12 protein-coding genes are annotated in these 13010 nt (G+C 59.8%); 5 read left to right on the forward strand and 7 right to left on the reverse strand.

From position 1 onward, the window contains the following. Nucleotides 1-32: 32 nt before the first annotated feature. On the reverse strand, nucleotides 33-1259 hold the full coding sequence (locus tag BM074_RS08945) for a TIGR03862 family flavoprotein (protein ID WP_091921163.1): 1227 nt from the start codon (nucleotides 1257-1259) through the stop codon (nucleotides 33-35). A 178-nt stretch (nucleotides 1260-1437) separates the two neighbouring features. Between BM074_RS08945 and BM074_RS08950 the strand changes: the two genes are divergently transcribed. Both BM074_RS08950 and BM074_RS08955 read left to right on the forward strand, forming a co-directional pair. Next, nucleotides 1438-2076: a hypothetical protein gene (locus BM074_RS08950; protein ID WP_091921165.1), complete on the forward strand. Its 639-nt coding sequence runs from the start codon at nucleotides 1438-1440 to the stop codon at nucleotides 2074-2076. 18 nt (nucleotides 2077-2094) lie between these two features. Further along, nucleotides 2095-2796, forward strand: a complete 702-nt coding sequence (locus BM074_RS08955) for a glycosyltransferase (RefSeq protein WP_091921167.1) — start codon at nucleotides 2095-2097, stop codon at nucleotides 2794-2796. Nucleotides 2797-2841: 45 nt separating this feature from the next. On the opposite strand, the gene BM074_RS08960 is transcribed toward BM074_RS08955, so the two are convergent. Continuing rightward, a complete protein-coding gene (locus BM074_RS08960) occupies nucleotides 2842-4032 on the reverse strand; it encodes an alpha-hydroxy acid oxidase (RefSeq protein ID WP_091921168.1) in 1191 nt (396 codons plus the stop codon). Nucleotides 4033-4239: 207 nt separating this feature from the next. Here BM074_RS08960 and BM074_RS08965 point away from each other — a divergent pair, with 207 nt between their 5' ends. Further along, complete coding sequence (locus BM074_RS08965; RefSeq protein WP_091921170.1) at nucleotides 4240-5163, forward strand: 2-hydroxyacid dehydrogenase; 924 nt, start codon at nucleotides 4240-4242, stop codon at nucleotides 5161-5163. A 42-nt stretch (nucleotides 5164-5205) separates the two neighbouring features. Here BM074_RS08965 and purU read toward each other — a convergent pair whose 3' ends face one another. From purU to cobG, 5 genes are all read right to left on the reverse strand, one after another. Continuing rightward, nucleotides 5206-6060, reverse strand: a complete 855-nt coding sequence (purU, locus tag BM074_RS08970; RefSeq protein WP_027231287.1) for a formyltetrahydrofolate deformylase — start codon at nucleotides 6058-6060, stop codon at nucleotides 5206-5208. Between the two features lie 169 nt (nucleotides 6061-6229). Beyond that, nucleotides 6230-7648, reverse strand: coding sequence for a precorrin-3B C(17)-methyltransferase (cobJ, locus tag BM074_RS08975; RefSeq protein ID WP_091921172.1), 1419 nt, complete (start codon nucleotides 7646-7648; stop codon nucleotides 6230-6232). After that, complete coding sequence (locus BM074_RS08980; RefSeq protein WP_027231289.1) at nucleotides 7645-8385, reverse strand: precorrin-2 C(20)-methyltransferase; 741 nt, start codon at nucleotides 8383-8385, stop codon at nucleotides 7645-7647. The genes cobJ and BM074_RS08980 overlap by 4 nt, the downstream gene beginning before the upstream one ends. Then, a complete protein-coding gene (locus BM074_RS08985; protein WP_027231290.1) occupies nucleotides 8385-9011 on the reverse strand; it encodes a precorrin-8X methylmutase in 627 nt (208 codons plus the stop codon). The genes BM074_RS08980 and BM074_RS08985 overlap by 1 nt, the downstream gene beginning before the upstream one ends. After that, nucleotides 9011-10375: a precorrin-3B synthase gene (cobG, locus tag BM074_RS08990; RefSeq protein WP_091921173.1), complete on the reverse strand. Its 1365-nt coding sequence runs from the start codon at nucleotides 10373-10375 to the stop codon at nucleotides 9011-9013. The genes BM074_RS08985 and cobG overlap by 1 nt, the downstream gene beginning before the upstream one ends. Nucleotides 10376-10487: 112 nt before the next feature. Between cobG and cbiE the strand changes: the two genes are divergently transcribed. Together cbiE and BM074_RS09000 are read left to right on the forward strand one after the other, a co-directional pair. After that, nucleotides 10488-11720, forward strand: coding sequence for a precorrin-6y C5,15-methyltransferase (decarboxylating) subunit CbiE (gene cbiE, locus BM074_RS08995; protein ID WP_091921577.1), 1233 nt, complete (start codon nucleotides 10488-10490; stop codon nucleotides 11718-11720). Nucleotides 11721-11902: 182 nt separating this feature from the next. After that, nucleotides 11903-12949, forward strand: a complete 1047-nt coding sequence (locus tag BM074_RS09000; protein ID WP_027231293.1) for a DUF475 domain-containing protein — start codon at nucleotides 11903-11905, stop codon at nucleotides 12947-12949. Nucleotides 12950-13010: the final 61 nt, after the last annotated feature.

A 13010-nucleotide genomic window follows, 5' to 3' on the forward strand; every position in this document is an offset into this window, starting at 1 on the left:
TGTGCTGAAAAATCATCGCCAAGCGGCGTTTTTCAATTGTCCAGAAATGCCGCCATGCCGTGCGCCGCGGCGCGCCCCGTGGCAAAGCAGGCGGTGAGGAGATAACCGCCTGTCGGAGCCTCCCAATCCAGCATCTCTCCGGCGGCAAAGACGCCCGGGATCGACTTGAGCATGTAATTGTCGTCGAGGCCCTCCCATTTTATGCCGCCGACCGAGGAGATGGCTTCGGCGATGGGACGCGGCCGAAGCAGCGGCAGTTTCAAGCTCTTTATGCTTGCGGCGAGACGCAGCGGGTGGGCAAGATCGGCCGGACTTGCATAGGCCCTGAGGAGTGCCGACTTTACGCCGTCAATGCCGGCGCCCTTGCGCAGGCGATTGCTGAAACTTGCCTTGTTATCCTGGCGCGCAAGGTCGCGGGCAAGCCGCTCCTCACTGCGTCCGGGCGCAAGATCGAGCGCCAGTTCTGCCCGCCCCTCACGTTGAAGCCGGTCGCGCAGTGCGGCGGAATGGGCGTAAACCAGGCTTCCCTCGATGCCATCGGTGCTGATCACGAATTCGCCGGGCAAGGAGCCTGCATCCGATGTTGCCGTGACCGACTTCACCGGTACGCCTGCGAATCGATCGCGAAATCCCTCATCCCAGGCGACGTCGAAGCCGCAATTTGCCGGACGAAGGCCAGCCATCGGCACGCCCGTAGCCGCAAGCAACGGCTGCCAGCGTCCGTCAGAGCCAAGTTTCGGCCAGCTCGCGCCGCCAAGCGCCAGCAGCGTCGCATCGCTGTGGATGATCGTTGGGCCCTCAGGCGTTTCGAATGCGTAGCCGCCTTCGGCAAAGCCTGTCCAGCGATGACGCGACTTGAGCACCACGCCACGCTGTTGCAACCGGGCAAGCCAGGCGCGCAGCAAAGGCGAGGCTTTCATGACCTTGGGAAAGACGCGGCCCGACGAGCCAACGAAGGTCTCAGTGCCAAGTCCGGCCGCCCACTGGCGGACATCGTCCGGCGTAAACGTATCGAGCGCCGCGCGCAGGTGACCTGAGGCAGCGCCGAATCGCCCGGCAAATCGGGCGTAGGCTTCGGAATGCGTGATGTTGAGCCCGGATTTTCCGGCAAGGAGAAATTTGCGGCCAAAGGTCGGCATGCTGTCGTAGACGGTGACAGTATAGCCCCCCGATGCGGACAGAAGTTCTGCGGCCATCAGTCCGGCCGGTCCGCCACCGATGATTGCGACGGCCTTTCTGCTTGGAAGTTCGTTCGCCATTGAATTCCTTCAGAAATGTTGCACGCAGTGTGATATGTGGACTAGTGCATTCAACTACACCATGTTGACTTGCGAGAGTTCCCCGTACATTAGTCGTACAACGGATGTCCATGCGAGGCTGGCGATCAGCTTCATCAATCGGGTCGTTCACCCTCGGACGAGCAACACGAAACCATTAATGTCTTCCATTCCCCATCACAGCGAACGCAAGACGATGTTCATCGTCGGTAACGGTCCGATCAAGGACAATCTCTCCGAGGATGTCGATCGTGCAGATTGTGTTGTCCGCTTCAACGAGCCCAAATCATCGAAGGGCATGTCCGGGGTCAAGACCGACATTCTGTTCGTGTGCAATTCAGGCAAGCCGATGCAGCGCCGCCTGACCGATCCGAATTATTTCGGCTCTCCGATCGTCCAGGGCGCGTCCGAAGTCATTTTTGCCTATCACCCGCAGATCATCGCCGAATATTTCCGCCAGCCACATCTGCTCTCGCGGCTCAAGGGCCGGCGCGGTGACTGGACATTGCAGGCAATCGACGCTTTCGGCACTGCGGGCAAATCGGTCCTGATTCTGCCTCCCCGGTTTTACAAGGACGGCTGTGCTGCGCTCGGTATTCCCGAAGGTGCGCGCCGGGAGGTGTTCCCGAGCACCGGCTACTTCGGCCTGACCTATATCCTCCAACATTATGACCCGGCGGAATGGAAGATCGTCCTTTGCGGGTTCAGCTGGGAAGGCTGGCGCCGCCACTCCTGGGGCGACGAGCGCAAATGGGTCATGGACAGGGTGGAACAGAACATCCTCAACGTCATCGTATGAAGCTGGAAGCGAGGTCATATGAACAGGGAACTTGATATCTATATTGGCTGGGATTCACGCGAACCCATTGCCTACGAGGTTGCAAAGAGCACTATCCTCAAACATGCGAGCATTCCGGTCAAGGTGATCCCGATCAAGCTGGAAGAGCTTGTCGAGAAAGGCGCCTATACCCGCGATATCGACCCGCTGGCTTCAACGGAATTCACCTATTCGCGCTTCTTCACCCCGTGGCTTGCCGGCTACAAGGGCTGGGCGCTGTTTTGCGATTGCGATTTCCTGTTCTTTTCCGACGTGGCCAAGCTTCTGGATTACCGCGACGAATCGAAGGCAGTCATCTGCGTCAAGCATGACTACACCCCCAAGGAAGGCACCAAGATGGATGGCAAGGTGCAGACCAGCTATCCGCGCAAGAACTGGTCGTCCTTCATGCTCTTCAACTGCGAGCATCCGTCAACGCGCCAGCTGACGCCGGAATTGATCAACCGCGAAACGGGCGCCTATCTCCACCGGATGCAGTGGGCGAAGGATGATGAGATCGGCGAGGTTCCGGTCGAATGGAACTGGCTCGAAGGCTGGAATGAGAAGCCGGCCAGCGGCTATCCCAACGCCGTGCATTTCACCAATGGCGGCCCATGGTTCAAGAATTGGCAGAACGTCGATTATGCCGATGAATGGCGATCAGCGGCAGACGCGGTCGATCCCAACTGGAAGGCGATCTGAATTGTGAAAAAAGCCCCGGGCGACCGGGGCTTTTTGTGCTCATGCTTATGACGCGCGCTTGGTCTTGACTTCGGCCATGCGCGGTTTGGTTTCGAGCCCGCTCTTGTAGAGATTGTTGCGGTCGAGATTCTTCACGTCGCGCTCGCCGCACAGCGCCATGGTGATGTCGAGTTCCTTGCGGATGATTTCGAGCGCCTCGCTCACGCCCTGCTTGCCGCCAGCGCCGAGGCCGTAAAGGAAGGCGCGTCCGATAAAAGTGCCCTTTGCGCCAATGGCGAGGGCCTTCAGGACATCCTGACCGGAGCGGATGCCGCCGTCGAACAGCACTTCGATCTTGTCGCCCACGGCGTCGACGATTTCGGCAAGCACAGAAATCGAGGAGGGTGCACCGTCGAGCTGACGTCCGCCGTGATTGGAGACGATTATGGCGTCGGCGCCGGTCGATACGGCCATCTTTGCATCTTCGACGTCGAGAATACCCTTGATGATGATCTTGCCGCCCCAGCGTTCCTTGATCCAGGCGACATCGCTCCAGGAGAGGCGCGGGTCGAACTGTTCCGCCGTCCAGACCGAGAGGGACGAGAGATCGCCGACGCCCTTGGCGTGGCCGACGATGTTGCGGAAGGTGTGCCGTTTTGTTTTCAACATGCCGAGGCACCACTGCGGGCGCGTCATCATCTGCCAGATATGCTTCGGCGTGAATTTTGGCGGTGCGGAGAGGCCGTTGCGAATATCCTTATGGCGCTGGCCGAGAATCTGCAGGTCGAGCGTCAACACCAGGGCGGAGCATTTGGCAGCCTTGGCGCGGTCGATAAGATTGTAGATGAAATCACGGTCGCGCATCACGTAAAGCTGGAACCAGAACGGCTTCGTCGTCGCTTCGGCGACGTCCTCGATCGAGCAGATGCTCATGGTCGAAAGCGTGAAGGGAACGCCGAACTCCTCGGCCGCCTGTGCCGCCAGGATCTCGCCATCGGCATGCTGCATACCGGTAAGCCCGGTCGGCGCAAGAGCCACGGGCATTGATACCCTCTGGCCGATCATCGTGCTTTCCAGCGTGCGGTCGGTCATGTCGACGGCTACGCGCTGGCGCAGCTGAATCTTGCGAAAATCCTCTTCGTTGGCGCGGTAAGTGCTTTCCGTCCAGGCGCCCGAATCCGCATAATCGAAGAACATCTTCGGTACGCGCCGCTTGGCAATTCGCTTCAGATCATTGATTTCAACTGATTTTGACATTTTTCCGTCCCGAGGCCTTGGTCCTTGCTTTTCATACTAATTGATAGAGTGGCGCAAGCACCAGAACCAAATTACCGCGCCTGACGGTTTTAATCATATACGGGTGCATATTTCACATATAAATTATTGCGTAAGGGTTTGTGTTTGCGTCACCAGTTTCGCTATGGTCAGGAAAGCCCATTGAATTGAACGAACAGGATGTGACGAATGCCAAAGCAACCGCTTCTCGTACTCGGGCCGTTGATGCCCTATCTCCTTGAAGAACTCGAAAAGCGCTATGCGGTGGAAAAGCTCTACGAGGAAAAGGATGCGCTCGGTTTTCTCGAAAAGAATGCAAGCCGGTTTCGCGCCGCGGTTACAAGCACGTTTACCGGGCTGAAGGCCGACATGATCGACCTTTTGACGGCGGTCGAGATTGTTTCGTCATTCGGCGTCGGCACCGATTCTCTCGATGTTGCCTATGCGGAGAAGAAGGGCATCAAGGTCGCGAACACGCCGGACGTGCTCAACGAAGATACCGCCAACATGGCGATCGTGCTCCTCCTCGCCGCAACCCGCGATCTTGTGGCCAATGATCGCTTTGTGCGCTCCGGTCGCTGGGCGAGGGGCGAGAATGCACCGCTTTCCCTCGGCATCGAGGGAAAGAAGGTCGGGCTCGTGGGGCTCGGCCGTATCGGCAGCGTCATTGCCCGCAAGCTTGAGGCTTTTGGCTGCGATGTCGTGTATCATACCCGCAACAGGAAGCCGGACGCGCCCTATACCCATTATGATGATCTCGTCGCCATGGCGCGCGACTGCGCCGCCCTTATCGCCATCCTGCCCGGCGGCGCGGCGACGCAGGGGATTATTTCACGTGAGGTGCTGCAGGCGCTCGGTCCTGAGGGAACCTTCGTCAATATCGCGCGAGGCACCGTCGTCGATGAGGCGGCACTCGTGGAACTCCTGCAGTCGGGCGAACTCGGCCGCGCCGGGATCGATGTGTTCGTCGACGAACCAAATGTTCCAGAGGCACTGTTCAAGCTCGATAATGTGGTGCTGCAGCCGCACATGGGCAGCGCGACGGTCGAAACCCGGAAGGCAATGGCCGACCGGGTCGTCTCGAACCTGGAGAAATATTTCGCGGCTAACTAACTTTCCCAAGCCGGCTGCGGTAGCAGCCGGTACCGTATCTACCTAGCCAAATACCACGGTCTTGTGGCCGTTGAGCATGACGCGGGATTCGAGGTGCTTCTTCACCGCACGGGCGAGCACGCGGCTTTCGATATCGCGGCCGGTGGCGACAAAGTCCTCGGCGCTCATCGCATGGCTGACGCGCTCGGTCTCCTGCTCGATGATTGGGCCTTCGTCGAGATCCGGCGTGACATAGTGGGCGGTGGCGCCAATCAGCTTGACGCCGCGCTCATGCGCCTGGTGATAGGGCTTAGCGCCCTTGAAGCTCGGCAAGAACGAGTGGTGAATGTTGATCACCTTGCCGTAGAGCCGCTTCGAAAGGTTGTCGGACAGAACCTGCATGTAGCGGGCGAGGACGACGAGATCGGCGCCGCTGTCCTTGACGATCTTCAGGAGCGTCTCTTCCTGGTCGCGCTTGTTGTCCTTCGATACCGGCAGGACATAATAGGGAATACCCTCGTGCTCGGCGAAACGACGGCTGTCCTCATGGTTGGAGACGATGGCGGCAACTTCGGCATCGAGCCAGCCGACGCGGATCTGGTAGATCAGATGTTGCAGCGCATGGTCAAACTTCGACACCATGATGATGATCTTCGGCTTTTTCGCCTGATCGGCGAGGCTCGTCTTCATGTCAAATCGGTCGATGGCGGGCTTCAACCCCCGTTCGACATCGTCCTTGGTCGTCCCTTCCGCCGCGGTAAAAGCGATGCGCATGAAGAAGCGGTTGGTCTGCCGGTCCCAGAACTGGTTGCTCTCGGCAATATTGGCATCCATGCCGGCAAGTTCGGTCGTCACCGAGGCGACGATGCCGGGACGGTCTTCGCAGGTCAGGGTCAAAACGTAATTCTTGTCAGGCATGGTAGCTCCGGATGCAGGCATTCTGGTCTTGGCGGATCATAGTGAGCGCCATTGAAGGGCGGCGATACAAATGCGAAGTGCTCAGTCCTTTTTCCGGCATCGGCGGGCAGCGTCAAATGAACTTTCCTCACTCAACGATGAGTTTTATCCCGAAAGGGCCCGCGGCAAGTCAGGATTGCGGCCTCGTCCCATACCAACGCGGCGTATAGACCCAGCTGCCACCATCGGCGCGGGGGAAACTTACCGTATGGGACGATCCAACGATCACCACCGTGCGCATATCAACTTGCTCCGGCGTCAATTCGCCAAGCGTAATGGTCCGCAGCGTTTCGCCCGGCCTGCCTATGTCGCGGCCGAGAACCACGGGCGTCGCGGCACCACGATGCTGACGCAGAATTTCGATCGCACGCGGCAGCTGCCACGGGCGCGGCTTGGAAATCGGATTGTAGAAGGCCATGGCAAGGTCAGCTTCGGCGGCAAGCGCGATCCGCCTCTCGATGATCTCCCAAGGCTTGAGATTGTCGGAAAGCGAAAGAATGCAGAAATCGTGGCCGAGCGGGGCGCCACTGCGGCTTGCCGCCGCCATCGCCGCAGAAACGCCGGGCAGAATTTCGAGCTCGACGGCATGCCAGGCCGGATCTTGCGATTCGTGCAATGCCTCGACCACTGCGGCGGCCATGGCGAACACGCCGGGATCGCCGGAGGAAATCATCACAACGGAGCGGCCGGTCGCCGCCAATTCGAAGGCATGGCGGGCGCGCTGCATTTCCTCGCGATTGTCGGTCATGTGGATCGTCTGATCCGGCCGGAAAGGCTCCGCCATCCGCACATAGGTTTCATAGCCAAGCACATCTTCGGCTCGTTGCAGCGCCTGTTTGACGGCCGGAATCATGAAGTCGGGATCACCGGGACCTAGACCGATGACGGACAGACGGCCGCGCTTCCGAGGGGCAGGACTGTTCTGCGGCACTGACCGAAATACGAGTTCGCCTTTTCCGGGAGCGGCATTGTCGGAGGTCACGCGAATGAGCAGATCGCCGTTCTCATCGATGGGCAGGCGCGCCTGCTCGAGCCAGGGAGCATCGCCCTCGATCCGCACCGTCTTGCCTGCGAGCAGATCCGCGATGAAGGTCTTTGCATCCTCAGGATTTTTAAGCACATAGCCCGGCGGAGGATTGAGCAGGCACGTGCCGAAATGCAATTCACCGGAGGTGGTGATCGCCGGAGCAACACTAACGACATCGGCGATCTTCCTCGCGAGGACGTTGACGCCGGTGGTGCCGCCGAGCAAGGGAACGACGGCAGACCCGTCATCGGCGCCGGCAAGAACGGGGGGCTCGCCTGTCTTGTTGCCGAGAAGTGGCGCCAGCGAGCGTATGGTGATGCCGGCGGCGCAAAGGGCAAGAATAGCGTTGCCGCGCGAATAGTGCTCGCGGATCGTATCGCCGAAATTGGCGAATGTCTCGTCGGCACCCTCAACGCGGCCTTCGAGCCCCAGGACCGTTGCGCCTTCTATACCCGCTTTGATGCGCCGCGCCGTTTCGATGCCGCGTACGGAAAGCACGAAAATGCTGAGCGGGCCGGTCATTCGCCGCTGCCTTGCCACTTTTCGCCCGGGACGAGGATGAGCGAAAAATAAGGCGACGTCTCGGGATCGACTTCGGCGAGCGGAATGATCCGTTGCGCTTGCATGGTCGCCCGTTCGACGTAGAGCGCGCGGTCCATGAGGCCAAGTTCCTCGATGACGCCCCGAACTTTGCTCAGGTTTTTACCGAGCTTCATGATTGCCGCTGCCTCCGTGGCGGCAAGGCGCATCTTCAAATCGGCCGCAGGCAGGACGCCGGACAAAACGGTAAGCGTCTGGTTACGGTAGACCAGCGGCGCGCCGAGCACCGCTGCGCCGCCGAGAATGGAGCAGACGCCGGGAACGACTTCGGTCTCGTAGTCTTCCGCCAGCCGGTCGTGGATATACATGAACGAGCCGTAGAAGAACGGATCGCCCTCGGCGATCACGGCGACGTCGCTGCCGGCATCGAGATGGCGGCGCAACAGGCCGGTGATTTCACCATAGAAGTCGCTGACGATCGCCTCGTAATTCATATGCGCCGGCAGGATCTCGGTTGTGACCGGATAGACGAGCGGGACCAGAAGCTGATTGTCCCTGAGATACTGTTCCACGATGGTCAGCGCGTTGCCCTTCTTGCCTTTGGCGGCATGATAGGCAACGACCGGCGCACCCTGCAGCAGGCGCAGCGCCTTCAGGGTGATGAGTTCGGGATCGCCGGGACCAACGCCCAGCCCGAAGAGCCGTCCCTTTTGCGGCATCATTCCTTCTCCGAGGCAAGCGCGTTGATGGCTGCCGCCGCCATGGCGCTGCCGCCGCGCCGCCCATGCACGACGACATAGGGTATGCCGCGGCTGTTTTCGGCGAGAGCAGCTTTCGATTCCATGGCGCCGACGAATCCGACGGGAAAACCGAGAATCAGCGCAGGCTTCGGAGCGCCGGCATCGATCATTTCGAGGAGGCGAAAGAGCGCGGTCGGCGCATTGCCAAAGGCCACGACGGCGCCAGGGAGATACGGGCGCCAGAGTTCAAGCGCCGCGGCCGAGCGGGTATTGCCGATATCGCGCGCCAGAGTCGGCACGGACGGATCGTTCAGTGTGCAGGTGACATCGTTATTGGCAGGAAGCCTTGCGCGGGTGACACCCTCGGCCACCATGCGCGCATCGCAAAGGATCGGCGCACCGTTCAAAAGCGCGTTGCGGCCCGCGGTCCCGGCACCTTCGGAGAAGGCGAGGTCATCGATGACGTCCACCATGCCGCAGGCATGGGCGACGCGCACGGCCAATTTTTCGAGATCGGCGGGGATGCGGCTGAGATCAGCCTCGGAACGGATGATGGCGAATGAGCGATCATAGATCGCCTGGCCGTCGCGAATATAATCTAGCATTAACTGGCCCCGAAATTCTTGCCGATCAAATCGGCCGCTTCCTCGATAGTGACATTGGCAGCCAATAGCTTGCCAAAACGCGACGGTCCATTGGTCGCTTGCAGAAAGATGTCATAGTGGCCGGGCGCCGTCGCAACCAGCGTAATGGGACGTGTCCCGGGCGATGCGCAGGATTTCATGCAACCGCTCACATGTATCTGCGGGGAAGCGGATGTCGGGCCCAGCAGGGTGGCGAGCTTAAACCCGTCAGCCTGAGTGGCGGCGAGGGCGGAACCGCAACCGGCTGATCCTGAACAACTGATCATCGTTGCGAGCGGCGTTTCAGGGTCTGAATGCAGGCCCAACGCTTCGAGACGAGCGAGGACGCTCTGCGCCCCAGCCGTAGCGATCCCCGGCAATAGGATGCTTTGCCAGGGCGTCAGGCGCAGGTGGCCATTGCCCTGTTCTTGAGCCAGCGCAGCAAGGGCGACGAGCACATCTGGATCAAGATGGCCAAGGGGCGGCATGGCGCCAATGAGGAAAGTGCTTGCACTCTCAATAAGGACGCCGAGGTGTCCATGCGCCCGAGGCTGCCGTCTCAACCATGGGGCAGAAGCATCGTGTCCTACCGAATGGCCGAGCCCCCGCTCCAATTGTTGCAGAAAGTCTGCCTCTCCAATATCCGCAAGAAAGTGGCGCATGCGCGAGGCGGCGGGGTTGCCTCGGCTCCATTCGAGAAACAGGTCGATAATGCTGGTGACGACCGCTAAGACCTCATCGCCGTTGACCCTCCCGAGCGCCGGGCGATCGTCCCGCCCCGTTGGGGGCACACCGGCAATGCCGAATGCAAATTGCGATGTCTTGCTTTCGGGATCGATCGGGCTGACCCAGATATCGTGCGGGTGTTCAACCATCGCGACAGTCTCACCGCCGTCGACGAGCACCGAGAATTTCGGTGATAGCGTCTGATAACCGGCATTGAGTTGCAAGGCCGTGAGCAGGCGTAAGGCGAGCGGGCGAACATCGACAAGCGCATGATCGACCCCGGCAACCGGACTGACCATGACGTTACGAACATCGTCACCGCGATCCGTCAGCGGCCCAAGTTCGGCATCGAGCAACGCCGCTATCAGGAGCGCTTCAGTTTCCGCGCGAACGCCGCGTATCTGCAGGTTTGCACGGTTGGTGATCTCGATGATGCCATTTCCGAACTTTTCCGCCGCTTCAGCCACCTGCCGTGCCTGTTCGGCGCTGAATTCGCCGAAGGTGAGCTTTACCCGGCAAATGGCGCCATCGAGCGCCTTGGCCATGCGAAACAGGCCGGGACAGGCGGAACGCCGGTCTTCGACAGTAAAATTCGGGGCAATTGGCGCGCGCTGGCTCATGGTTTGACGGTTTTACAGGATGGCTGGCAGCGTGCCAACAGCCATGACCTGGACCCGCACGCAAGTTGGCGGTTTCGTTGACCTCACGTCTGCTTTCGGGCATGCATGGACCATGAACGAGGAAGAAATCACGGCACAGTGGCTCACGGTAATTGGAATCGGCGAGGACGGTTATGGCGGGCTTGGCGAAGCCGCCCGGCGCGCTCTTGCCGAGGCCGGAACCATTTTCGGCGGCAGGCGCCATCTGGATCTCCTGCCCGACAATCTCGAAGCAAAGCGCGTTGCCTGGCCGACACCGTTTTCCGACGCCTATCCGATGCTGCTTGCTTTACGCGGTCACCCCGTCGTGGTGCTCGCCAGCGGCGACCCTATGCATTTCGGCATGGGCGCGGCGCTGACACGCCATATCGAGCGCAGCGAGATGCGAATACTTCCTGCCCCTTCCTCGTTCGCGCTCGCAGCGGCTGCAATGGGCTGGCCCATTCAGGAAAGCCAGTTGCTGAGCGTTCATGGCCGGCCAATCGAGACGCTGTTCAAAGCCTTTGTTCCCAACGGCAAACTCATCGTCCTCAGTAATGACGGCGATACACCTGCCAATGTGGCGGGATTGCTCGCCCAGCGCGGATTTGCTGCCGCCAGGCTGACAGTGCTCGAACATCTCGGCGGACCGGTTGAGCGCCGGATTGATGGCGTTGCCGGTTCCTGGGATCATCCGCGATGTGCGGATCTCAATGTCGTTGCCGTCGATTGCGGCGTGGTCGGCCAGGAAATGCGAACCTTTCCACTGCTGGCCGGTTTGCCGGATGATGCGTTCGAACATGACGGACAACTGACCAAACGTGATGTCCGTGCCGTCACGCTGGCGCATCTCGCCCCGCTTCCCGGCGAATTGCTGTGGGATGTCGGAGCAGGCTGCGGTTCGATCGGCATCGAGTGGATGCGCAGCCACCCGATGTGCCGGGCGCTGGCAATCGAAGCCAACGACAAGCGGCAGCAGTTAATTTTGCACAATAGCCGCGCGCTGGGCGTGCCGGACCTTCATCTTGTTCGCGGCGAAGCGCCTGCAGCCCTCGCCGAACTGCCGGCTCCCGACGCGATCTTCATCGGCGGGGGCGTCACCGACCCCGATGTACTTTCCACCTGCTGGGCCCACCTGAAACCTGGCGGCCGCCTCGTCGCAAATGCCGTGACCATCGAAGGCGAAATGACGCTCGTCGATTGGCGCAGGAAGCATGGCGGCGACCTGACCAAGCTTGCAGTTTCGCAGGCACAACCCCTTGGAAGCTTCGACGCCTGGCGCGCTGCGCTGCCCGTTACGATCTATATGGTTCGAAAGACCAATTGACCGCCGCCTGCTCGTGGACGAGACAGGATTGAGACAGGTTTGTGGGGTTTAAAGACAGTGGGAGGATTGCAATCGAGTGTGAAATCATATTGAACGGCGCATAAACCCGCCTATGCGGTGGTTATGGCCGTTCTGAGTTCCCATCTTGATAGCAATCAGGGAGTTTCAAGCAGGAAACGCGCATGGCAACGTATAAATATTTCACCTGGCCCTTCATTTTTACATTTGTTGGTCTCGCGCTCGGTACTTGGATCGGTTTCATTTATTCAGGAACCGTACAGGGCGCACTTTCGGTCCTTTTCATTTGTGCTGTCCTCGGCATCCTCGAAATCTCGCTGTCTTTCGACAACGCCATCGTCAACGCCAAGATCTTGCGGGACATGACACCAACGTGGCAGCGGCGCTTCCTGACCTGGGGCATCATAATCGCCGTGTTTGGCATGCGGATTATCTTTCCGCTGGCAATCGTCGCCATTGCGGCCTGGATCGATCCAATTTCGGCGCTGAAACTCGCCATCTCCAATCCGGAAGAATATGCCCGCATCATGCAGGACGCGCATGTATCCATTGCGGCATTCGGCGGCACTTTCCTGCTGATGGTCGGCCTGAAGTTCTTTTTCGATCATGAGAAGGACGTCCATTGGATCAAGGTTATCGAGGCAAATGCCTCCCGGTTTGCCTCGATCCAGGGTATTGAGGTCGCGGTTGCGCTGCTTCTCATCATATTCTTCTCGCGCCAGCTCGAGGGTGAGGAATCGGTGACGTTCCTGACGTCGGCCATTTACGGCCTCTTGACGTTCCTCTTCGTCGAAGGGCTTGGCGCGGTTCTCGATGCGACCCAGGAGCAGATGGACACGGTGCACAAGGGTGGGCTCGGCGCCTTCCTTTACCTCGAAATGCTCGATGCCAGCTTCTCGTTCGATGGCGTTATCGGGGCATTTGCCCTCTCGACAAATCTCTTCGTCATTGCGATAGGCCTTGGCATCGGCGCCTTCTATGTGCGGGCGCTGACGATCATGATGGTCGACAAGGAAACGCTCGGCCAATATCGCTACCTTGAGCACGGCGCCTTCTACGCGATCCTCGTTCTGGCTCTGATCATGTATTGCCAGACGCTGGTTCACATTCCGGAGGTGATAACCGGTGTGATCGGCGCAGCGCTCATCATGTTCGCCTTCTTCTCCTCGATCCGCTACCGCCGGCGTCACGGCGAGACCCAGGAGGCTTGAGGCGGAACAAACGGCGACGCTGTGGCATCCGGAACCAGGAGCATCTTCCAACGGTTGAGCC

The sequence above is a fragment of the Phyllobacterium sp. CL33Tsu genome (assembly GCF_900113985.1).
GTDB classification, from domain to species: domain Bacteria; phylum Pseudomonadota; class Alphaproteobacteria; order Rhizobiales; family Rhizobiaceae; genus Phyllobacterium; species Phyllobacterium pellucidum.